The organism is Henriciella litoralis, assembly GCF_002088935.1.
In the GTDB taxonomy this organism is placed as follows: Bacteria; Pseudomonadota; Alphaproteobacteria; order Caulobacterales; family Hyphomonadaceae; genus Henriciella; species Henriciella litoralis.
On sequence record NZ_NCSS01000006.1, the window covers coordinates 1,811,965 to 1,835,033 of the forward strand.

A 23,069-nucleotide genomic window follows, 5' to 3' on the forward strand; every position below is an offset into this window, starting at 1 on the left:
TCCAATTTGTCCGACCGGATCGCTTTCCACGTCATTGTGTCGTCAAGACAGGTATCAGACAAGGAAAATCCATGACCAAATCAGTTCGGCTTAATCTACCATATTTGGCGTCCAACCAGGCGCAAAAGCATGTGACGCTGAATGACAGCCTGAAACGTCTTGATCTGCTCGTTCACCTCTCTGTCAAATCTGCCACATTGAGCGAAGAGCCGGGCGACCCGCAGAACGGTGACGCCTACATTCTTCCGTCAGAACCTACCGGCCCTAACTGGAGTGGGCGCGCACAAAACACCGTTGCAGCGTTTCAGGATAGTTCGTGGACTTTTGTCGAGCCCGGCATCGGCTGGCAAGCCTACATAGAAGACGAGATGCATCAGGCAACAAATGACGGTACGAATTGGGCCAGGCCGGTCGACGTCGGCAGTCTGACCGAGTTAGGCGTCAACACGCAGCCCGACACGGTCAACAGATTCGCCGTGAAGGCGGATGCCGAACTGCTTAGTCACGATGATGTCACGCCCGGAACGGGTGATGTCAGGAAAATTCTCAACAAAGCCGGCACCGCCCAAACCAGTGCTATTCTGTTTCAATCAGACTGGTCTGCGTGCGGCGAAATCGGGCTTATTGGAAACGACGAATTGAGCATCAGGGTCAGTCCAGACGGTTCAGCTTTCTCAACGGCAGCTCGATTTGACAGCGCGACAGGGTCTGTAAGTTTTCCGCGAGGTCAGGTACATCCTGGCAGCGGCGCAAGGACAAGGTCGATAATTCCACTATCGGGCGAAGACTCCGTTTGCTCGATCTTCCGGCTCGACCCGGCACGGCTGCGAAATCCACGAGAATACACGCTGGCCGAGGTTTCAGGGACGACACTGAGGCTCAATGAAATGACGGCCAACACACTGTTTGACGAGGCCCGGATGGCTGGCGTGTCAATGGTGCGAATTTGGAATACCAGCAAGTCTCCTGCCCAGCCGGCCTGGGTTTGCGCCGCACCAACTGGCGACTGTGTCGAGGTCTACGACGCTACGTCAATCTCGGGCTGGGGCGCGGGAGACATTATCCAGCTTGGGGATCCAGATACCATAACGTCGGGAAGGGTCATCGCGGTGGATGTGAGCCCGATGATGGAGGCGCTCTTTGGTCAGTCATTTCCTCAGTCGGGCGTTCTGATAAAGCTCGCCGCTGCGGCCGGCCCCACGGGCGAATCCGGTCTTCAGGTCACACCAGACGGTCGGCCGGGCACTTTTTTAGGCGTCCGTGGATATGCCGGAGCGGAATCCATCACAGGTCAGTATGTGATGAACACCCAAACCCCCTCTCCGATCTCTTCCGCAAACCTCATTTTCGTGCGCGAAATGGATTTTGGCGGCGGGGTCGGCGTTTCAATTGCAAGTTTGACCGGGCTGCTGGTTTGACTGAAACAGCAGCATTCCAGGACGCATCTGTCCCAACTCAAAAATCTGCGCCGAACTCCGGCATGGGCTTGCTGCCCTGCTGGATCACAGCATTGAACTCTTCGAACACGGAATCGAGGTCGCCCATCCTGACAATCTTGCCTTGCTCAAGCCATAAAGCCTTGTTGCAGTTTCGTTTTATGAGGCGCGCAGAATGCGATGCGATCACCAAAATACCCGCCTTTTCGACATGAGACGTCATGCGTTCGGCGGCCTTGGCGCGAAATTGAGCATCACCTGCAGATACCCATTCATCCAACAATACAATTTCCGGATCGAAGGCGGTCGCAAGGGAAAACAGCAATCGCATCCGCATGCCGGCAGAATATGTACTCATCGGCAAATGCAGAAAATCGCCGAGTTCACTGAATTCAGCGATACCGGGAACCTTGGCTTCGATTTCGTCGCGGGTAAAGCCGCGCATCAGGCCGCCTAGCATGATGTTCTGATAGCCTGTTGCGGCGGGGCGGGTGCCCGTCGCCAGCTCAAACAGCGCATCTGTCATTCCGACGGTTTCAATGGTTCCGGAGTCCGGTGTGAAGACACTGTGGAGCACTCTCAACAGCGTCGACTTCCCGGATCCGTTGCGCCCGATCAGCGCCAGGCGATCTCCCTCTTCGAGCTTGAAGGAAATATCTTCCAGAACCTGGAAGCCTTTCACCCGGCCATTCTTGCTGCGCAACACCCGAGGGTCCGATGGCTGATCATCAGACTTGAGGCGCCCGCCCATGGACAAGCGGATAGGGAAAGAGAAACAAACGTTTTCGAGGTGTATATGCGCCAAAATTTAGACCCAAGCTGACAGGCGGGGCCTGGCGTAATTAAAGACGATGAGAGCTGCGCACCAGCCGACAATCATGAAACCGAGGACAACGAACCAGTGTCTGGCATCTGGAACATTTCCCATCAGGGGCTCTCTCAGAATTGCGACGAAATGTGAGAAAGGATTGAATTCGGCAAGCAGGACACGCCTACCCTGTTGGGTCTGATAGTCCCAGAAAATAGGTGTCGCGAAGAAAACGATCCGCATCAATGAAGGTACCAGTTGTTGAAAATCAGAAGACCAGGCCCCGATCGATCCGAACAATAACGTGCACCAAAGCGAATTGATGATGTAGCAGACGATCGCACCAAATATGCAAAGCATCAGCAAGGGCGAAGGAATTCCTGCAAAGATGAAAACGAACGGGATCACGATCACACCGATGATCATCATTTCCATCAGGCAATTCATCAGCAGGCTGAGCGAAAGAACACCCAATGGAACTCTGGAGGACTTTATCCACCCTCCATTTGAGGCAAAAATTGCGGTCCCGCGGATGACCGATGTCTGAAGAAAAGCAAACCCCCACAGGCCAGTGCCAAGATAGATCGTATATTCAAGTTCGGTTCTAACCGCAGAGCTACGGCCGAAGATGACGACAAAAATGAAAACCATGAGGACGTAGGAAATGACGATCCAGCCGACCCCCAGGGAGGCTCGTCGGTAACGCTGGATCAAATCTTCCCATGCCAGTGCGCGCCAGAGCTGATGGAGCTGCAATGACGCATACAGATCATGTAAAGTCGACCGGTCCCTCCGCATGAGGCGAACGCGCCTCAAATAGGCTTTTTCGGCGGCCGCCTGCTCAGCAGGATTTGTCGTCACAGACCGCTCTTCAGACATAGTCATATTTCGTACCCGTACGCCTGAAAGTCACGGCGATACACATGTCGAAGTGTCGCCCCTGCAGGCGATGCTGCAATGATATGCGGACTGATGTCTGGAACCTGAAAATCCCGCTCGCGCTTTAAAGGCATCCCCAGCGTCAAGAGACCTGTTGCCTCTTCATCGGTTATGTTTTTCCGCTTGTGATGGTGTGATGAGTGGTGGATCGACATATTATTCTCAGTCGAGGGTAAGCCGTACTCGGTTTCGATTTCAAGAAATACGTCAGTTGCACCATCTATTTTGAGCGTGCGGACTTCCAGATTGTTCTCGACCCGTTCATGTTGAGGCGCGATGTGCGGATCCAGTCCGCTTTCTGGTTGGCCGCCAAGCCAGTCACAATATTGAAGAAACGAATATGCAAGCTCCATATCTTGTGGCTGGCCTGTTAGTTTTTCGAGAATTTCCGCGCGTGCATGGCTTGACCAATGCTTTTTGTCCGTCAGTACACGGCGATTGCAGGTCTCCAGATAACCGCTATAGGCCCGAGCATACGGATTTCTGACCAGCTTGACGACGGGTTTGCCAGACGAAATGGCGCGGCGACATTCCTTGAGGTATCCTGCTCTGGCTTTGAACACCTCATTCTCATAGTTGTGAATCCAGCGATGGTGGCTGAGCGCTTCCTCCAGCAGCCCAATGTGATGAAAGAACCATTTCACCGCCACCGTACATGCGGCCTTTTGCGACCACATTACGACCACCGGAAAGTCGGCATGGTAGAGAGGCGTGCGAAAAGAATCTGCTGATTTCCTCCAGAATCCGAATTTCAGTTTTTGTTGCTCAAACACGCATTATGCCTTCCGCTCCCCGCAGGCCCAGAGAATTAAAATCAGCCGATGCTTTACCTCAATTTCGTCGCCAATATAGTCACCAATGCTCAATTTTAACACAACGTCGAAAGTTTGAAGGCCATACAGGGAAAGTACTTGCATCCATAATCTCGTGAGGTATGGGATGCAGGTGAAACGGGAGGGGACGCCCTATGTCGCAAATGGCTGTTTTTGTGTTTAGGCAACAGATTGATTGACCTGATGAAAAACGAACAAAACACCCGCTTGTCGGAACTGATTGCCGCGATTAGCGAGCACTTTGATGAAGCATACTATCTGAATGTCAATCAAGATGTGGCCGCTTCCGGCGTAGATGCATTTGGACATTATCTGATGTCTGGAATGACCGAAGGTCGAGCGCCGAATGCACAAATTTCCGGCAGCGACATGATATCGATTGTTTCAACTAAACTGGGCCGGTTGCCTGAGCGCTCAGAACTCAACGAGGCTTACAAGCTTCATTCCAGCACATCGACGCTCAAGGGACGGCTCAAAAGTATCGCCAGGAAATCACTGAAGGGTTTCAGGACAAGTAAGGATCATCAAACCAAGACATCGCCAAATGTCGATGTCGAAAATGACGCAGACAGCCGGGGGTGGGCTAATACGATGTTATTGGAAGAAGAGACGCACTTAAAGGAAGTCGAGGAGGCACCGGCGCCGGCAAAAATATCGAAACCGATCGATCCCAAATTTACTGCGGTCGCCGGACTTATGAATCTTGCCGCGTTCAACATGCTTGGCAAGAAAAGGTGCTACTTTCAGACCAAGTCCGACGCGCTGACCTACTTGCTTCATGACGGCGCCGATCAACTGCACCCACTTGATTTCCATTTGGTGCCGGATCCCGATTTCTATAGAAGCCTGTATCCAGATACAGAAACCATGTCCGATGTAAGTCTGTACAAGGACTGGCTGCACTCAGGTATAGGCGGGGGTCGCTTCATCAGCGAAGCTCACATGCTGCGCCACTTTGGCATTCAGGCCAGCACCGCGATTGATGATTTTGATCATGATGGGTACCTGGAGTCCTACACAGATTTGCCGGCGACCTGGAATGCAGCTCAGAGCCTGCTTCATTTTCTGCGGTCCGGACTTGCGGAAGGGCGGTTCGATTTTGAAATCTCCGATCAGTTCTTTCGTTCGATTGAAGATGCGATCGTTCAACTGAATCGCCAGGACCCGGCGAAGGCCTTGGCCGTCATAGAGAAGCTTGAGCTTCTGGGGCGCTCGAGCCTGCAGCTCAATCTGATTATGGCTGAGCACTACAAGAACCTCGGCCGGTACTTTGGCGCAAATCGTCTACTCGACAGAAAATCGAGCGAGATTCCGATTGAACAGTTCTGGCTGGAATATCACAGGTCCGATATTCTGAAGCGGTCAGGCATGCTTGACGAGGCGACAATTCATCTTGAGCGGGCGGCCTTTTTGGAGGACGACAGCATCTGGGTGGAGGGTGAAGTAGAAAAATTGCTTCAATCACGCTTCGACAACTGTCGCCACAAGGCCAAGCGCCTTGCGGACACCGGCCGGGTCGACCAAGGTCGCGAGATACTCGATGCGATCATCCAGGATACCTACCAAGCGCTCAAACCTTATGGTTGGAACGAGTCCGACGGAGCGACCTATCAGCCTAAGCCGGCACTCGGCAAGCGCCCACTCAGAATAGGTTTTCTGGCTGATTTGTTTCTGCCTCAGTGTCGTTTGTACCGGGTCGACCAGAAGATCGAACAATTGGAAGAAGCCGGTTTCGAGGTCGAGCTGTTCGACTTCCGCAAAGATTGCGGAAAAGCTTATGAGCAAGTTGGCCTGTTTGACATCTGGCTCGTCTATCGGGCACCAGCCTTCTTTGATGTTCTGAAGGTAATCCGCGCGGCAAATGATCTTGGTCGTCCGACAGTGTACGAAATTGACGATCTCTTGATTGACCCGGCTCATTTTCCCGAGCCGCTCAGTGCTTACGACAAGTCCCTGTCAAAAGAAGAACATGCCGGTCTGGCCTTGGCGACCTCGTACAACGGCGGCGTGGCGCGGCTTTGTCAATTCGGGCTCGCCTCCACCCCGTGTCTGGCGCGCGAGTTGGCGAAACTGGTACGTAGCGGAAAAGCATTTACACATCGGAACGCACTCGGATCTGCGCACATGCAGGGCATTAAGACTGCTGATGCGCGCGAAGCTTCTCGCCCAAGGCGCAAATCAGTTCGCATTTTCTATGGTTCTGGCACAAAAGCGCACAAAGATTTCCTTCAGGACACTTTTTTCTCTGCCGTCCAGGAAGTGATGGAGCGCCACAAGAACGTGGAGTTTGTTGCTCTGGGGCATGTCGATGCGCCTGCATTGCAGGCGAAGTTTGACAAACGGTGTATATTGGCGGCGCCCGAATGGGACATCCAGAAGTATTGGGAAATGCTTTCGGAAGCTGACATCAATGTTGCTGTATTGAAGAAGAGCCTGCTCACTGATTGCAAAAGCGAAATTAAGTGGCTGGAAGCAGCTATGCTGGGAATTCCCTCCGTTGTAAGCAAGACGAGCACAATGGAAGGTGTCGTTGTAGACGGCGAAACGGGCCTCCTGGCCGAGACCCATCAGGATTGGGTCGATAAACTGTCCTCGCTCGTGGAGAGCGAAAAGACACGAAAACAGATTTCGCATCAGGCTCGAGAAACCGTGCTGTATCGGTACAGCCTGCCAGTCATGGCAAGTTCACTGAAAGAGATTTTCGACAACATTATCACTTTCACCGAACAATCAGTGGGTAGTTGAGTTATGCGCCTTTTGGTAGTGAATGTATTTTATGCGCCTCAAATGATCGGTGGCGCCACACGGGTCGTTGCGGACAATATTCGCGATTTCCATGCGACTGGAAAATTTGAGGAAATTGCGGTCTTTTGCTCTCTGCAAGGTGGCCCTGTTGCTCATATGATGCGGTCGTTTCCGACGCCCCAAGGCCCGGTCTACGCAGTAGCGGCGCAACTGCGTGCGGATTCGGACTTTCTCGTGTCCGACCCCGAGATGAAGAAACGCTTTGAGTCTGTGCTTGATTATTTCCAGCCAGACGTGATTCATTTTCATTGCATACAGAGGCTAACCAGCGACGTTGTTCTCGCCGCAAAGGAAAGGCAGATTCCGTACTTCATCACCATGCATGATGGTTGGTGGGTCTCTGATCGCCAGTTCCTCGTTGATGAAACCGGTGAGATTGGCATGTATGACTATCGCAACCGCAATCATGCCTATTCAATTTTCGGACGCAACGCCGCCAACCGGCAGGATGCGCTGAAGCCTGCATTGGATGGCGCTGCCGGATTGCTGGCTGTGTCAGATTCCTTCCGGGATCTGATCCGGGATCGCGCCGGTCTTGAAGACATCGTCTCTGTTCCGAATGGCAGCGAGCCCATCAAGAAACTGAAGAAGCTTGCATCGACCAATGTGACAATTGGATACTTGGCCGGGATCGCCCACTATAAAGGCTATCACGCGATGCGCGCGGCGATAACCTTAGGCAATTTCGACCGCCTTAAACTGATAATTGTTGATCATTCTCTCCGCGAGAATGAGACTGAACATGAAGTCTGGGGAGCAACTGAGGTGGAACGGATCGGTTTTGTTCCCCAGGATCAGGTCGCCAATCTATACAAGCGCCTCAACGCCGTAATCGTCCCCTCAATCTGGCCGGAGAGCTTTGGACTCGTGGCGCGTGAGGCTCTGTCGACAGGTAGCTGGCTACTTGCCTCTAACAGGGGCGCGGCGGCAGAGGATGTAATTGAGGGCGAGAATGGACATGTTTTCGATCCAGGAACGCCGGGAGACATTTCCCGGGTGCTTGATATCGTTAACAGTTCTCCTGAAACGTATATGGCATCTCCAAAAGCCACAAAAATTCGAAAGCCCGTCGAGCAAGCCAGAGAGCTTATCAAATTGTACGAAAAGGCTTTGTCGTCGAAAGTCGTAGAAACGGTAGCGTAATGGCTCTGAAATATCGGCGCGAAATCGATGGCTTACGCGCCATCGCGGTAATTGCTGTTCTCGTTTACCACGCAGAGCTGAACTTTGGTGGCTCAATTCTCCTTAGTGGAGGATTTATTGGCGTTGATATTTTCTTCGTGATTTCCGGGTTTCTGATCACCGCAATCATTCTGCGGGAACAGCAAGGCGAGGGATTTAGCTACCTGCGCTTCTATGAACGGCGGGCACGGCGCATCTTGCCTGTTCTGTTTGCGGTTTTGTTGGCCTCTGCCATCGCAGGCTGGTTCCTGATGATGCCTCAGGCACTGAAGGAATTCGCTGCATCCGGACTTTCCTCCGTATTTTTCAGCTCGAACATCTTTTTCTGGATGGAGGACAGCTATACGGCTCAAGCGAGTGCTCTCAAGCCTCTGCTCCATACATGGACGCTCTCACTGGAAGAGCAGTTTTACATATTCTTTCCAATCCTTCTCGGAATCGTCTACCGGTTTGCGCGGCGATTTGTTTTGCATTTCCTGGTCGCGACACTGCTCCTGTCTCTTCTGGTGGCTCATGCTACGAGTGCTATCTGGCCCGATGCTGCGTTTTACCTCCTTCCAGCGCGCGGCTGGGAGCTTCTAGCGGGCTCTGTGCTGGCTAAGCTCGAGCTCGACTACGGTCGATCGCCCGGCAAGCTAACCAGTGCGGTTTTCCCGCCCCTCGGACTGGCGATGATATGTTTTGCAATCATCGCTTTCCACGACGACATGCGTCACCCCTCGTTCATCACTGCAATTCCGATCGTCGGAACCATGCTGATTATCTGGTTTGCGCGCCCAGGCGAGCTTATTACACGGCTTCTCAGTTCCGGCATTATGGTCGGTATAGGTCTGATATCTTACTCGGTTTATCTTTGGCATTTTCCACTTTTTGCGTTTGCGCGGATCCATTACGGAGAACTGGATCACACCTTTGCCGTCGCAATTATGGGGGCCTCTATCCTTCTGGGGGTCGCCTCCTTTTACCTTATAGAAAAAACCACGAGGCGTTCGACGGCGCTGGGTCGAAAGACTTTCTTTTCAGGGCTGCTCATGGTCTCGATCATGACCGTGGGAATTTATGGGTATTTCTATCAAAGCGGAGGCGCGCAGCAGAGGACCGGCGATGCATCACAACTGTTCGAGGGATTGAGGGCAGGCAACCTTGCAAAACTCGACGGTATGGTTTGCGATCGAGCGGCGAAACTTCCACTTTGCAAAGCGCTAATACCCGGCGCCACAGAAAATCTCGTCGTCGTTGGCGACAGTCATGCGCAAGCTATTGCACCTGCGTTTCTGGAACTGGCGCAGGCGAACAATTTGAACTTTTACGTTCTCGCGACCGCTGGCTGCCCACATGTCGTGGGCACATACTCGGTTATTAACGGCAAGAAAACGAAGCCGGGCTGCGATGCGGAATACAGCATTGCGCGTCAAAAATTCCTGACCGATCTGAAGCCTTCGACGATCGTTTATTCCAATAATTTTCCGTACTACATGGAGCGCGAAAATTACGACAATCAAGAGGGCGGCCATTATGTAACCGACAGGTCGATTACATCCGAAGTTTCCGATCTTCCCGAGTTTCAGAATCAGACCTGGGATGAGTTGCTAAAAGCCACCCTGAATACGCTTCTGGAAAACCAGCACCGAGTGGTGCTCGTTTATCCCATACCGGAAGCGGGCTGGAACGTTCCAGATGAGGTCGCCGCTCGGTTGAACTCAAAGGACAATGACGAGAAGCTTGCTGCATTCGACGCGATGGAACTGACGACCAGCTATCGATCCTTTCTGAACCGCGCAGGCTCAGCCAGGCGCCTGCTGAACGAAATTCAAGATCAGCCAAATTTGCTCCGAATAATGCCGGACAGACTTTTGTGTTCTCGAAAATCTGGACGGTGCGCGAACGTGTCCGACAAACATATTCTTTATTTTGATCACAATCATTTGTCGGTTTTCGGTGCTCGTTTGCTCGCAAATTATGTTGCTGAGGAAATGAACCTGAAGAGGTTGGATATTGGCAAGGAACGCGTTCGAAACTAGTCTGCACACACTCTTCTCAAGCTCTCTCGCCCTGATGTGGAACACAGTGCGAATTGAGCCAGCGCTAAAAGAAAAGCAGCTAGCAAGAATATGGCCGAATTTGCTCAAATACTTTGACCTTTCAACGCGAAACTGTCAAAAATAGCATTGTTTTGTGGCTGTTGAATCCAGCAGTCCTTTCATCGACGAGATGAGTGTAAGGCGACGTCCAACGAACACTTGGGCCAGTTGCCCGCTACAAATTTCTGATCGGTGAATACAGTTTGGCTGCAGGTAGAACGGGGCAGATAATGGCGAAAAGTGTGGCGGGCCAACAGTGCCTCAATCAGTACGAAGTTATGGTCAATGCGCTTCAGCGAAGCGGGCATCACGCTTTCATTGAGTGGGTTTGCAGCAATGTGCCTGGACACCTGTTTCTCAACTGCGTTGCCGATGCCCGTATGATCCGGCCGCGATATATCCGCTCAAATCCACAGGACCGCTTCAAGAATGATCTGAATATCGATATTGAGGCTGACGACTATGGCAGCGCGACGCCCAAAAACCTGCTTCTCTACAATACCGAGAGCTATACCACGCAGCAGGCTCTGGACATCTTTGACGACCCGTCGAAAGAGAGCAGGGTTGGAGACAGCAAAACACGAAGATACGTGATCTGGATCCGGGACCCGTTCAATAATCTCGCCAGTCAGTTCCAATACGCTCAAAAGGCGCTCAAGAGTTTTGAGCCGACCTCTGATGAGTATCAGGCAGCGATCAATAAACTTAAATCATCTCGCGAGATCTGGTGTGATCATTGGCGTGCCTACAAGGCTTTGCCGAAAGAGAGAAGTGACGTAATCGGCATTATTTACAACGACTGGCTCGATAATAAGGACTTACGGAAGTCGTTTTTGGCTCTGTTTGATCGTGAAGATAGCTCCGACGTAAATTACACTGTGCAATGGGGCGGCGGCAGCTCATTTGCGGCCTATAAGCCAGGCCAGGCGGCGCCGCAGAAGTCTTCGCTTGAAACAAGATATCTCGAACATGCGAGCCATCCTGAATATCGGGCTCTTTTTGAAGACGCGACTTTCGTCGAGCACGTTCGCGAATTTCTAGAACATTATTCGTCGGCTGAACTCAATACCGCCGCAAAAGAATTATTAGGCTGAGTTCGTCACTCGCTGGAGCGAGGAATTGATTTGCTTCAATTCAAGTCAGTTTTTTCGCCAAGACGCGAGTATGGATGCAACCGCGATAGAATCGGGCCGAATTGACGTGGTCAGGATGACTTGTACTGGACGGTGCTCCCGATTGATTATAAACTCAATTTCTAAATGGCTGCGCAAGCTCTGCTTCGATTTTTAGAAAGCATAGGTCTGTGGGGGATGATGGTGCAGCTTGAAAACCATTGCAAAATTTTGCTTAGGCTCGATTGGCAGACGCCAATGATCAGTATGCTGACTAATAACCTTACGGAGATACGTAAATGAACAGCCATGAGATGATGAGTGCCATACAGGCTGACATCTTGAGTTCGTCAAGCCGCAGCCGGGACAAGATCGGTCAGCAGCTGCGGTTCATTTTTGATAAGGTAATCGAAAGCGCGAATGTTACCCGGGCGCTGGAAGTCGGTGCATATGACGCCGGTTTTTCGAAGTCGTTCAAGCGCAAATACCCAGATTCAAGCGTTATCGCATTTGAAGCCAATCCTCACGTCTACGAGCGTTTTTCCAAGAACGTGCAAGCACAAGGCGTTGATTACAGGCACCTTTGCATCGGACCGGAAAACGGCGAGCTCAAAATTCGCATTCCACGCGATTTCAAAGGAACCGAGCGGCCCGCTGAAAACCAGATGGCAAGCCTCATGTCGAATCTTCATACCGATAATACCGAGGAGGTGAAGGTCGCTTGCGAGACGCTAGATAGCTATGCGACGTCGTCCGCGGATGACAGGTTTGCGCTCTGGATTGATGTTGAGGGCGCGACATCACAGGTATTCGGTGCGGCCAAGCGTATTCTCGAACAGACAGCCACGCTGTTCATCGAGGTCGAAACAAAAGCGATCTGGGACGGGCAGTGGCTTGCCAAGGATGTCGATGAATTTCTCGTGTCTCAGGGCTTTATCGCAATAGCTCGCGACGTTCAGCGGATTAACCAGTTCAACTTCATCTATGCCAAACCTGACATGATTGATCTCAAGGCAATATCCAGACTGGTATCCCGCTATTTGATGGGCACCCATACATTTGAGGTGAAGGAAGAATAGCTTCGGCCAGCCTGATGCGGGGCGGCGTTTTTGCGCGATCGTCCCGCGCGCCCGATCCTTTCGGCGTGGCAAGGCATTTTGACGAAGATGCGAGCCGCGGAATGTAAGGGCCCAGCATTGCGCTGAAGCATCTACATGAGGTCATGGAGATACTCTAAGCGCAGCAATCATGCTGAGGCACATCGCCTTTAGAACGGACAGCTAGCGGGCTGGCAAATGTATAGCCCGCAATGCACAGCCGTCGTGATGGCCGATAAAGGTTTCGTCTCAGACGCCTGTGGTTGGAACGGGCTTGTACCTGCCCGGCTGCATGTAATCGCGAGCCTCTTCCATATCTACGTTGTTTTCGGTGCCGATAAAGTCGCACAAGCCCTGTACCAGACCTTCCGGATTCGACACTGCCTTCTCATAGCTTACGAGGAGGGTTGGCACATCCCAGTCTGAAATCAGATCCACATTATGATTTTGCATGGCTGTGAAACGCTTCAGCGCTTCCACCGCATCCATACCCCGGACCACACGACGAGTTGAAATGGCCACAGCATCTCTGAAGACCACAATAAGGTGAGGGTTGACCAGATCGGACTTGATGTCGCGTAAGTATCGGAATGCCGTTGGAAACTTCCAACCCCAGATCGATTTCTCTTTACTCAGCTGCTGAACATTGCTCCTGATTTGCTCCAGGGCCTGGTCCTGATCGCCAAGCTCGCGTTTGATGACGTCGAGGCTGAACAGCGAATCCTCACAGTTGTCAGGTAAGTTGCTGCCGATATCCAGACCGCACATCCTGGCCACCCCTGCGACCATCGTTGTTCCGCCACGGGGGACACCGAAGATGACGTAAGTTCTCTTTTCGTCGTTCGTCCTCGGCAGGACCTCAATGGTCGGTAGGTCCTTTTTCTGTAGAGGCCGGGCTTCATTCATCTTTCGGGAATCCTTAGTCAAAATACTGAGTGTTGCTTCACTACCAACCCAACCCGGCTGGAACAACAAATATATGAGAATACGCCAATCTTGGTTGCGGCCGACTGACTCAAGCGCTGCGAATTGCGAACTTGGCCAATAAACAAGGCAATACTCAGCTCGATCAAAATGCTAATCTATCGGAACCAGCGTCTGCGAGGTTTTTCGGCTTCAGCTGTGGCATCGACCCGGTCCTTATGGACTAGACCATGGTCTGCCAAGACACGCTCAATGACCTCGCGATTGTGCTTGTTCGAAATTTCTCGGATCTTCAGTCCCCGCTGCCGGCGGTCACGTAAAGTTGCCGGCGACAAATCTGCTTTGGAGATGTCAAAGGGGCGATCTGTGGGCAGATTGATCGGTTCGAAACCATAGGCTTCTCCAACTTCGGGCGGACATATCATCGGACGTGCCGCCCCTAGCCCGGCCAATACTCCGGAGGTCACTTTGCTCTTCAGATAATCGATCCTGCTGGCCGGCAGGAGGGGCATGATTGCCTGGCAACTGCCAAGTGCTTCCAGGTAAAGACTGTGTGGGACCCTGCCACTTAAAGGATCAAGCGGAAGGAGCTCAAAATACTTCTCAAGTCCGTATTTTGAAATGTCCTCCTCAAGCCGCTTTCGGTCGGGCCCACCTGCAATGATGGAAAACTTAACGGGCCTTTCGAGTGCAGAGCCTGTTTCTTTGAGGGTATCAATCAAGCCATCAAAACCACGATTCAGATAATTAACCGAACCGGGTATCACAATGTTCAGGACATCCGCATCGGCGTCATATTCGTCCGGACCAGGCGGCAATACTTCATAAGCATAGTGTACGTGAACCCGTCCTTCGAGCTCGGGGACACGCTTCAGCAAGCTTTTCTGTACGTGCTCGGCCAGACAGAAAACTGTTAATCGGCCGGAGCGTGCCCACCGCATACATACTTCTGAGTCTGCAAATTTTCCTGGATTGTGAACAATTGCAATCACGGGGCGATCAAACTGTTCTGCCCACCCGGCAATACCGTCTTTCTGGAACGTATTGAAAAACAGGAGTTCAGGTGATTCCGTAATAATCCGATCTGCGAGCGCTTGCCAGCAATGGCGGCCCACAAGTACCGGATAGTCGACGTGCACGCCCGCATAGCTGAGATGGTTAAACAAGTCGCCGTTCAGCTGCAGAATACGGCGATTGAAATGGCCATTACACGTTACACCGAGCTCACTAAACACTTTAAAGAACCCAGCGGTGATATGCTCGTGCACCGCCTCCATCTGCATGCACGAGATATCCGCTTTAGCGTTGTCTGGTGCAGATACTGGGCGGAAAGATTGTGACAAGTGATTATCCCCTGCTTGCTTCCAAGTTTGCCTACGTCTTACCAAACAATGGTAGCGGGTCCCACCTGAATTAAAAGTTCGGCCGCGCTTAGAGGCCCAATTTCATTCAATTGCCAAGCCTTCTGCCCAGTGCGAATACAATTAAGGCCAAATTAGATTTTAATCCGATAGCTTTTTCTTGAATAACATAGTTCGAGCAGCTATTGCCAGACTTCGTCAGCGGACCCCAAGCCAGCTTTTGCTGCTCAGGAAAGCGGAATTATTGAATATTTGGACATACGTTGGGGCTTATGAAAAGAGCTATTATCACCGGAATTTCCGGACAAGATGGGGCATATCTGACGCGCAGCCTGCTCGATAAAGGGTACAAGGTATTCGGCACGTTCAGACGCACAAGCTCCACTAATTTCTGGCGGCTAGAGCACCTCGACTGCATTGGGCATCCAAACCTGGAGCTGGTCGAATACGATCTCACCGATCCCGGTAACGCCATTTCATTGATTGCACATTGCAAACCTGACGAAATTTATAATTTGGCCGCCCAGAGTTTTGTCGGCGTTTCGTTTATGCAGCCCGTCTCCACGGCTCACGCAACCGGGCTTGGCGCGCTCCATTTGTTGGAGGCGATCCGTCTCTGCGACAAATCGATAAAATTTTACCAGGCGTCGACATCAGAAATGTTTGGCAAGGTCCGGGAAATTCCTCAGACTGAGGACACCCCGTTCCACCCGCGTAGCCCATATGGCTTCGCAAAGCTGTTTGCTCATTGGGCCGTCGTGAACTATCGCGAGTCCTACGACATGTTCGCTTGCAGCGGCATCCTCTTCAATCACGAGTCGCCCCTTCGCGGGCTCGAATTTGTGACCCGCAAAATCACGGACGGCGTCGCCAGGGTTGCACTCGGGAAATCAGAATCAATCTCGCTTGGAAATATTGATGCCAAACGCGATTGGGGCTTTGCGGCCGACTATGTCGAAGGCATGTGGCGAATGATGCAGCAAGATACCTCAGATACCTTTGTTCTTGCCACGAACCGGACTGAGACCGTCCGAGATTTTGCGACGCTTGCTTTCAAGAGTGCCGGAATTGAGGTCGAGTGGAGCGGATCAGATGTCAACGAGATCGCAACCGACAAGAAGTCTGGGAAAACGGTGGTCAAAATCGACCCAAAATTCTATCGTCCTGCTGAAGTGGACTTGTTGATTGGCGATGCCTCGCGTGCAAATCGCGAGCTGGGCTGGGTCCCCGAAACAACGCTTGAGGACCTGTGCGCGATGATGGTCAAAGCTGACCTCACCAGAAATCAGACAGGATTTCGATTTTAATGACGACGGTCCTGGTCACAGGGGGCGACAGCTTCACTGGCCACTACCTGCAAAAGGTTCTGGCCCGTGAAGGGTACGATTTTGCAGGCACCACGATGTCAAATCGAGAGGCCTCAAATCTTTTTCAATGCGATCTTACGGACCAGCATCAAGTCGACGCTATGGTGCGGAAGGTTTCGCCCTCGTATGTGATCCATCTCGCCGGCATCAGTTTTGCCGCACATCCAGACCCTCTGGAGCTGTATAAAGTAAATCTCATTGGCACCGAAAATCTGCTGAAGTCATTGTCAGCGAACGCCTCTGGACTTCGGAAAGTCATTCTCGCTAGCACTGCCAATGTCTACGGTAACCCCAACATTGAATGTATCGATGAAACCGTATGCCCCCACCCCGTAAACCATTATGCGGGAAGCAAACTTGCGATGGAGCATATGGCCGGCAATTGGCGCGCCAAATTGCCTTTGCTTGTAACTCGTCCGTTCAATTACACCGGCGTCGGGCAGCATGAGAAATTTCTGATCCCCAAGATTGTTTCACATTTCCGGAGGGCCGCGCCGAATATCCTTCTTGGCAACACAAATGTCGCGCGAGACTTCTCTGATGTGAGAGATGTTGCTGAGTCTTATTGCAGACTTCTGACCAGCGACACCGATCACGAGGTGGTAAATATCTGCTCCGGTCGGCTCATATCGCTCTCTTCGATAATTGAGCACTGTCGTGAAATATCGGGCAACACGCTGCAAGTAGAGGTCAATCCTGAGTTCGTGAGGCCGAACGAGATTGAAAAACTGCGCGGAGACAACGGTCGCTTGATGTCGGCCGTCGGCGACATCGCCTTCAGACCGATTGAAGAAACGCTGAGCTGGATGCTCAATTCTGACGCCTAGTCGTAGAACCAGTCGTCAAATTCGGCAAAATCCGTCTCGATGCGCTTGAGATCGCTTTTGGAAAAGCCTTTGCGATATTCGAGCACGATATCTGCCGAAACGAATTTGGCGCGCGTATTCTTATAACGCAGGTTTTCAAGCAGCAGGTATGTCAGGTCAAATTTCAGACCGATGTGCTTGAAAATACCCTCGCACGTGTCCCGGGACGCAAAGCAAAGGTCTTCCAGCGCGATTGAATGAACGCGCGAAGGATTGGCCTTACCTGCTTCATAACCTGCGTAGCACCTGCGCATGTAACGACGCTTGCCCCTGGAGTATTTGTCAAACCATTTATCGAAACCTTTGCCGCCGGCGCGCTTGTAATCGGAAAAGACTGCAGCGCGTGGATCTTTATGGATCAGCAGAATTGGGGCGTCTGTATTCTGCATTACCTTGGTCAGCTCAGCGACATATCTCGGTGTCTTATCGAACAGCTCCATTGATTCAGGCGTAATGGCTGATGCGGCTTTGAGGCGCTTGTAAAATTCGTCGAACGAATCGGTATTGCAGCACTCGACGAGGTCCTTTTTGCTTATGCTCCAGCCCTCTTCCATAAAGCCGTAGAACGGATCAAGCTCGGGGAACTCACGGGGCGAATCGGTCATGAGCACACCGCACTCAAATCCGGATTCCAGCGTTCCAGACTGCCGCAGAAGGTCGCTCAGTAGAGTGGTTCCGGAATGCTCCATTCCGCAGATAACCGCTTTTAGCATGTTTTTATTCCTAATATATGCGCCCGATAAAGCCGATTAATTCAGATATATGAAGGTCTGGGCTGCGACAAATCCTAAGTCAGCTTTTGTCATCTGCCACTGTGGAATCCCAGCTATTAGGCACTGACACGCCCATGCCTTGCAAGCGTCGAACCTGATCTTCGTGCAGCGGTCGAGCGTACTCGAGAAACGAAGCGGGCATTGGGCGAGGCGGTGTTGCATTCACTTTCTTTGACACGCGTTCGTGTCTGTATCGGCGCGCCTCAATTCCAAGAAAATTCTCTACGTTATTGAGCGACTCTATGGGTGTTTCGCGAACCAGCTCAAAAAACTGCAACATAAGCTCGTCGGGTTCGAGAACCGACCTCAGGCGCTCCAGATTTGTAGCGTAGTCACCGTGCACATCCTGCCGGCCAGCAACAAAAAACCGTTCGAAGTCCTCAACCGTCCACGCCGAAAGATCTGTTTCGCTTCCCGCGAAGGTATGATGAAAGACTGCGTGGGACCACATCCGCTTCAATGGATGGCGCAAGGTGTAGACAACCTTGATTTCCTCGGCGACGGACCGAATGAGCTTCCAGTCTTCGGCGTCAAGAAGACAATAGAGGTTGGAAAAATCCGCGCACCATTGGCCTGGCTCGCGCCCGGCGAACAATCTTTGATACCATTGCGGGCTGGTCTTCATTGCCAGATAATGGCGCGTGTACCAGATCAGGTTTGCTTTCACCCGTGGATTAAAGTTCTCCGGCGTGATGTTCGAGACGACCCGTTGGAACCGTCTCACACGATCTTCAATGCGCATCGGGTGGGATTCCCCGTCAGGCGCGGCGAAGTAGTGGATTTCTTTTTCCGGTGTGAAATACACTTTTGGATGGCTTGTCAGCTGCTGCTGAAGCCAGGTGGTGCCCGCCTTCATGGCACCTACACTCAAGAATAGTTTTTCAATCATCGGATCCGCGGCGTCTAGTGCTTAAGCAAGCCGCGTAGATAGGACTTGTAGTCATTATTGTATTTTCCGGCCAGCTTATCGAGCTGCTCCGGTCCGATGAAGCCTTGGCGCCAGGCAACTTCTTCAAGACACGCGATCTTGAACTTCTGCCTTTTCTCGAGCGTTTGCACGAAATGAGAGGCCTCCAGCAGGCTGTCGAAGGTGCCCGCGTCGAGCCAGGCCGTCCCACGTGGCAGGCGGTTCACCTTCAAGGACCCCTGTTGGAGATAGGCTTCATTTACGGACGTAATCTCCAGCTCGCCGCGCTCAGATGGCTGGACCGCCTTAGCAATATCAACAACGTTGTTATCGTAGAAATAAAGCCCCGTAACAGCCCAGTCGCTGCGTGGGGTTTTGGGCTTCTCTTCGATTGAAAGAGCCCGCCCATCTTCGGAGATTTCTACAATTCCGAAGCGGTGCGGATCGTTGACCTTGTATGAAAATACGCAGGCGCCCTCTGTCAGCATTCCAGCCGTACGGAGTTGCTGGCCAAGCCCGGCGCCAAAAAATATGTTGTCGCCCAGCCCCAACGCGCAAGGCGAGCCATCAACAAACTTCTCACCAATGAGAAATGCTTGCGCAAGACCTTCCGGCTTTGGCTGAACGGCATACTCGAAATTCATACCGATCTGACTGCCGTCACCCAGAAGAGCCTGGAAAAGAGGGGCTGAATCCGGTGTTGTGATAATGAGAATATCCCGGATGCCGGCCAGCATCAGCGTACTGACTGGATAATAGATCAACGGCTTGTCGTAGACTGGCAGAAGTTGCTTGGAGACAACCGACGTCAAAGGGTGCAGACGTGTCCCCGAACCTCCAGCGAGAATAATGCCCTTCACGGCGCACTCCTTTCATTGAGTATTCTGCGAACGCAGGCGCGCGTACTGGCGCGCCAGTCCGGTAGTTGCACACCGTATTCATTCAGCAGCTTCGCAGAGTTCAGCCGCGAATTTTTCGGTCTCTTGGCAGGCGTAGGAAATTGCGAGGATGGAATGGGCTCGACTTTTGCCGACGGGCCACCGAACTCTTCTGATGCCTCAAATATGGCCTTCGCGAATCCATACCAGTTCGTGTCGTTCTGGCCGCACATATGATAAATGCCCGGTTTGATATTCCCGCCCACCATCTGCCTTGCGACTTCAAGTGTTGCATCCGCAATATCGAGCGCTGACGTCGGGCATCCGAACTGGTCTTCCACCACTGAGATAACATCGCGGTCAGATGCAAGACGCAGCATCGTTTTCACAAAATTGTTTCCGAACGGACTGTACACCCACGCCGTACGAAAGACGACGTGATTTTCCAAACGATCCGCTACGGCCTTTTCGCCAGCCAGCTTCGATCGTCCGTACACGCCCAGTGGCTGGGGCGCCGCATCTTCAGCGTAAGCGTTTTGCGCTGTGCCGTCGAATACATAGTCGGTTGAATAATGCACAAGCGGAATGCTCAGGGAATTGCACAGTTCCGCCAGAACGGCGGGGCCGTCCTGGTTGACCAGATAAGCTGCGTCTTCGTCAGATTCTGCCTTATCGACGGCCGTATATGCAGCAGCGTTGACGATAATGTCCGGCCGGACCTTATTCACCGCCGACACAACGGACGCTTTTTTCGTCAAGTCCAGCTCAGGCCGCCCAAGTGCAGTGACATTGTCACGATCGCTCGCGCGCTCAACGAGGGCGCGAGCGACCTGCCCGGTTTCTCCAATCACAAGAATGTTCATCACGAATTTTTCGGTCGTCGGTTTGAATCAGGCATGTTTCAGTAGCCCGAGACGCTGGCCGTCATATTTTGCTTCGCGCAATGGCTTCCACCATCGCTCATTTGCAAGATACCAGGCGACAGTCTTGGCGAGGCCGCTTTCGAAATTCTCTTCCGGTTTCCAGCCAAGCTCGCTTTGAAGCCGCGTGGAGTCGATCGCATAGCGGGCATCGTGGCCCGGCCGGTCCGTCACGAACTCGATCAAGCTTCTTCGCGAACGGTCAGCCGGTTTCATCTCATCAAGCGTATCACATATGGCGTGCACAACCTGCAAATTCGTACGCTCATTGTTTCCGCCAACATTGTATTTTTCGCCCAATGCGCCTTTCTGCAGAATCAGGAGCAGTGCGCGCGCGTGATCGCGGACATAAAGCCAGTCGCGCACATTTGACCCATCACCATACACGGGCAGAGGCTTCATTTGCATCGCATTAAGCGTGACCAGCGGAATGAGCTTTTCGGGGAAGTGGTACGGGCCATAATTATTCGAGCAGTTCGATATCAGCCCGGGAAATCCATATGTTCTGTGCCACGCCGTCAGGAGGTGGTCAGAGGCAGCCTTCGAGGCAGAATATGGCGAGCTCGGATCATATGCCGTCTTCTCAGTGAAGAGGCCTTCCGCGCCAAGCGAGCCATAAACCTCGTCGGTCGATACATGCAGGAACCGGAATTGGTCTTTTCGACCAGACGGCAATTTGTCCCAATAAGCCCGCGCTGCCTCAAGCAATACGAACGATCCAACTATGTTGGTTTGGATAAAATCTGCCGCGCCCGTGATGGACCGGTCAACATGGCTCTCGGCCGCGAGATGCATAACGGCATCTGGCGCATGGCGCGCAAAAATATCCGCCATCGCATCAGCGTCAGCGATATCCGCCCGTTCAAAGGCGTAACGTTCATCAGAGGCAATGCTCGAAACCGAGTCCAAATTCGCCGCATAGGTCAACTTGTCGACATTTACGACGCTATGGTCTGTTTCTTCGATGACATATCTGCACAATGCCGACCCGATGAAGCCGGCACCGCCAGTGATGAGTAATTTCATTGTCCAGCGCCCCCAGACGCATGCTCACTTTCATACGTGAAAACCAGATCCACCTTGGAAAGCAGCGGCGCGTTCGTGTCTTTGTCAGACAACGTTATTAACTCTGGATCGATTGGCCATTCGATTGCGATGTCTGGATCGTTCCAGGCAATATTCCGGTCGCATTCTTTCGAATAATAATTGGTAACCTTGTACTGAACTTCGCAGCCATCTTCCAGCGTAATAAATCCGTGCGCAAACCCCTTCGGCACCAGTATTTGCGTCCAATTTTCCTCACTCAGTTCGGCGCCTACATACTGCCCAAATGTCGGTGAACCTTTTCTGATATCGACGGCGACATCGTAGATCCTCCCCTTAGTGCAGCGCACCAGCTTGTCCTGAGCAAATGGCGGCGCCTGATAGTGCAGTCCCCGGAGCACGCCTTTAGCAGCAGAATAGGAATGATTGTCTTGAACAAAATTGAGATCAACACCCGATTCGACCAATGAAGCCTGATTGAAAGTTTCGGAGAAAAAACCTCGGTCATCACCAATTTTTTTTGGCGTGATAAGCTTCACCTCAGGAATGTCGAGCGGTTGTATCAATTGAATTTCTCACTAGCTTTTACCGGGTCAAGCTATAGTGGACTAATCCGACAATATCTACCCATATGTTGGGATCGGTGTAGCCAAATTTCGCGCCTGACCGCGTACAAAGCAGCTCTGCGAGGAAACCAAATTGTCATCTGTAAGCTGCGGCAAGATCAGCGTGATTATTGTCAACTATAATGGTGGGCAATTTATCGGCGCTGCGATTGATCACCTGTGTCTACAGAGCCGTCCCCCGGACGAAGTTATCATCGTCGACAACGCATCTACAGACGGTTCAGCCGACGCTCTGGACCTCTCTCGGCTGCCAGGTGCGCGGCTGGTTCGAATGGATGAGAATTGCGGCTTTGCGCGCGCAAACAATCTGGCGGCAAACATGGCATCGGGTGACTGGTTGGCGCTCCTGAATCCGGACACTGAACCGCAACGGGACTGGCTGGAGCAATTGGAAAAGGGGGTCGCGCGCCACCCCAATGTGCGGATGTTTGCAAGCGCTCAGATCGACGCAAATGATACGGACATAATTGATGGCGCAGGCGACTGCTACTTTATCCTTGGAGTGCCGTGGCGAGGCGGATTTGGCCGCTCATTGGCAGAGCTTCCCGCCGAAGGTGAGTGTTTCTCACCCTGCGGCGCCAGCTCGCTCATTGACCGCGCGACTTTTCTTGAGGTGGGCGGTTTTGAAGAGTCTTTTTTCTGTTATTGTGAGGATGTGGACCTCGGCTTCCGGCTGCGCCTACAGGGACAGCGCTGCGTTTTCCTGCCTGAGGCTATTGTCCACCATCATGCCAGCGCCATTACCGGCCGTCACAGCGCCTTCACCATAAGGCTGGGGACCAGAAATCGCCTCTCGACATATCTGGCAAACATGCCCGCCGCTGCACTCATCGCAACGTTACCTGGCCACATTCTTGCGACGCTTTACCTTTATGTCCGGGCATTCGGGAAACCGTACGCGAAAGCCATGCGGCACGGTGTCTTGGAAGGTTTGAAAAACTTTCCTGCAGCTATGCGCCGCAGGAAAGTCATTCAGAAAGCCAGAACAGCATCAACTCTGGAAATAATCAGCGCCATGAGCTGGAATCCCCTACAATTACACGGACGAAAAGTTCATGTCTGGCCGATCAAGCGATCAGACAAGATTGCAGGGAAGCCATAATAGATGCC

General features: G+C 52.3%; 20 protein-coding genes. 9 read left to right on the top strand and 11 right to left on the bottom strand.

From position 1 onward, the window contains the following. Positions 1 to 131: 131 nt before the first annotated feature. Entirely contained in the window at positions 132 to 1,418 is a 1,287-nt protein-coding gene (locus tag B8783_RS12310; RefSeq protein ID WP_169711787.1) for a DUF2793 domain-containing protein, read from the top strand. A 37-nt stretch (positions 1,419 to 1,455) separates the two neighbouring features. On the opposite strand, the gene B8783_RS12315 is transcribed toward B8783_RS12310, so the two are convergent. The 3 genes from B8783_RS12315 to B8783_RS12325 form a co-directional block, all read right to left on the bottom strand. Next, a complete protein-coding gene (locus B8783_RS12315; protein WP_233355773.1) occupies positions 1,456 to 2,142 on the bottom strand; it encodes an ABC transporter ATP-binding protein in 687 nt (228 codons plus the stop codon). A gap of 102 nt (positions 2,143 to 2,244) precedes the next feature. Then, a complete protein-coding gene (locus B8783_RS12320; protein WP_084420413.1) occupies positions 2,245 to 3,129 on the bottom strand; it encodes an ABC transporter permease in 885 nt (294 codons plus the stop codon). Continuing rightward, positions 3,126 to 3,956, bottom strand: coding sequence for a sulfotransferase family 2 domain-containing protein (locus tag B8783_RS12325; RefSeq protein ID WP_084420414.1), 831 nt, complete (start codon positions 3,954 to 3,956; stop codon positions 3,126 to 3,128). The genes B8783_RS12320 and B8783_RS12325 overlap by 4 nt, the downstream gene beginning before the upstream one ends. A 231-nt stretch (positions 3,957 to 4,187) precedes the next feature. On the opposite strand from B8783_RS12325, the gene B8783_RS12330 reads away from it, so the two are divergent. The 5 genes from B8783_RS12330 to B8783_RS12350 all read left to right on the top strand — a co-directional run bounded on the left by B8783_RS12330 (position 4,188) and on the right by B8783_RS12350 (position 12,275). Beyond that, positions 4,188 to 6,761 carry a glycosyltransferase gene (locus B8783_RS12330; protein ID WP_084420415.1) on the top strand — a complete coding sequence of 858 codons (2,574 nt, stop codon included), beginning with the start codon at positions 4,188 to 4,190 and terminating at the stop codon, positions 6,759 to 6,761. Positions 6,762 to 6,764: 3 nt separating this feature from the next. Further along, positions 6,765 to 7,964, top strand: a complete 1,200-nt coding sequence (locus tag B8783_RS12335) for a glycosyltransferase family 4 protein (RefSeq protein ID WP_084420416.1) — start codon at positions 6,765 to 6,767, stop codon at positions 7,962 to 7,964. Further along, entirely contained in the window at positions 7,964 to 10,024 is a 2,061-nt protein-coding gene (locus B8783_RS12340; protein WP_084420417.1) for an acyltransferase family protein, read from the top strand. The genes B8783_RS12335 and B8783_RS12340 overlap by 1 nt, the downstream gene beginning before the upstream one ends. A gap of 290 nt (positions 10,025 to 10,314) precedes the next feature. Continuing rightward, positions 10,315 to 11,178 carry a hypothetical protein gene (locus tag B8783_RS12345; RefSeq protein ID WP_139792354.1) on the top strand — a complete coding sequence of 288 codons (864 nt, stop codon included), beginning with the start codon at positions 10,315 to 10,317 and terminating at the stop codon, positions 11,176 to 11,178. 317 nt (positions 11,179 to 11,495) lie between these two features. Continuing rightward, on the top strand, positions 11,496 to 12,275 hold the full coding sequence (locus tag B8783_RS12350; protein WP_084420419.1) for an FkbM family methyltransferase: 780 nt from the start codon (positions 11,496 to 11,498) through the stop codon (positions 12,273 to 12,275). A gap of 267 nt (positions 12,276 to 12,542) precedes the next feature. On the opposite strand, the gene B8783_RS12355 is transcribed toward B8783_RS12350, so the two are convergent. Together B8783_RS12355 and B8783_RS12360 are read right to left on the bottom strand one after the other, a co-directional pair. Next, positions 12,543 to 13,199 carry a sulfotransferase family protein gene (locus B8783_RS12355; protein ID WP_084420420.1) on the bottom strand — a complete coding sequence of 219 codons (657 nt, stop codon included), beginning with the start codon at positions 13,197 to 13,199 and terminating at the stop codon, positions 12,543 to 12,545. 176 nt (positions 13,200 to 13,375) lie between these two features. Then, on the bottom strand, positions 13,376 to 14,560 hold the full coding sequence (locus tag B8783_RS12360; protein WP_139792355.1) for a glycosyltransferase family protein: 1,185 nt from the start codon (positions 14,558 to 14,560) through the stop codon (positions 13,376 to 13,378). A 290-nt stretch (positions 14,561 to 14,850) separates the two neighbouring features. On the opposite strand from B8783_RS12360, the gene gmd reads away from it, so the two are divergent. Both gmd and B8783_RS12370 read left to right on the top strand, forming a co-directional pair. Then, positions 14,851 to 15,885 carry a GDP-mannose 4,6-dehydratase gene (gene gmd, locus B8783_RS12365; RefSeq protein WP_084422084.1) on the top strand — a complete coding sequence of 345 codons (1,035 nt, stop codon included), beginning with the start codon at positions 14,851 to 14,853 and terminating at the stop codon, positions 15,883 to 15,885. Beyond that, entirely contained in the window at positions 15,885 to 16,772 is an 888-nt protein-coding gene (locus B8783_RS12370; protein WP_084420422.1) for an NAD-dependent epimerase/dehydratase family protein, read from the top strand. The genes gmd and B8783_RS12370 overlap by 1 nt, the downstream gene beginning before the upstream one ends. On the opposite strand, the gene B8783_RS12375 is transcribed toward B8783_RS12370, so the two are convergent. From B8783_RS12375 to rfbC, 6 genes are all read right to left on the bottom strand, one after another. After that, positions 16,769 to 17,524 carry a sulfotransferase family protein gene (locus tag B8783_RS12375; RefSeq protein WP_084420423.1) on the bottom strand — a complete coding sequence of 252 codons (756 nt, stop codon included), beginning with the start codon at positions 17,522 to 17,524 and terminating at the stop codon, positions 16,769 to 16,771. The genes B8783_RS12370 and B8783_RS12375 overlap by 4 nt on opposite strands. Positions 17,525 to 17,603: 79 nt before the next feature. Continuing rightward, positions 17,604 to 18,473: a sulfotransferase gene (locus B8783_RS12380; RefSeq protein WP_084420424.1), complete on the bottom strand. Its 870-nt coding sequence runs from the start codon at positions 18,471 to 18,473 to the stop codon at positions 17,604 to 17,606. Between the two features lie 14 nt (positions 18,474 to 18,487). Next, complete coding sequence (rfbA, locus tag B8783_RS12385) at positions 18,488 to 19,351, bottom strand: glucose-1-phosphate thymidylyltransferase RfbA (protein WP_084420425.1); 864 nt, start codon at positions 19,349 to 19,351, stop codon at positions 18,488 to 18,490. Then, positions 19,348 to 20,232: a dTDP-4-dehydrorhamnose reductase gene (rfbD, locus tag B8783_RS12390; RefSeq protein ID WP_084420426.1), complete on the bottom strand. Its 885-nt coding sequence runs from the start codon at positions 20,230 to 20,232 to the stop codon at positions 19,348 to 19,350. The genes rfbA and rfbD overlap by 4 nt, the downstream gene beginning before the upstream one ends. Before the next feature lie 27 nt (positions 20,233 to 20,259). Continuing rightward, positions 20,260 to 21,315, bottom strand: coding sequence for a dTDP-glucose 4,6-dehydratase (gene rfbB / locus B8783_RS12395; RefSeq protein ID WP_084420427.1), 1,056 nt, complete (start codon positions 21,313 to 21,315; stop codon positions 20,260 to 20,262). Beyond that, complete coding sequence (gene rfbC, locus B8783_RS12400; protein ID WP_084420428.1) at positions 21,312 to 21,899, bottom strand: dTDP-4-dehydrorhamnose 3,5-epimerase; 588 nt, start codon at positions 21,897 to 21,899, stop codon at positions 21,312 to 21,314. The genes rfbB and rfbC overlap by 4 nt, the downstream gene beginning before the upstream one ends. 163 nt (positions 21,900 to 22,062) lie before the next feature. Between rfbC and B8783_RS12405 the strand changes: the two genes are divergently transcribed. Continuing rightward, positions 22,063 to 23,061 (top strand): glycosyltransferase family 2 protein, encoded by a 999-nt coding sequence (locus B8783_RS12405; protein WP_233355878.1) that lies wholly within the window; start codon positions 22,063 to 22,065, stop codon positions 23,059 to 23,061. Positions 23,062 to 23,069 lie beyond the last annotated feature (8 nt).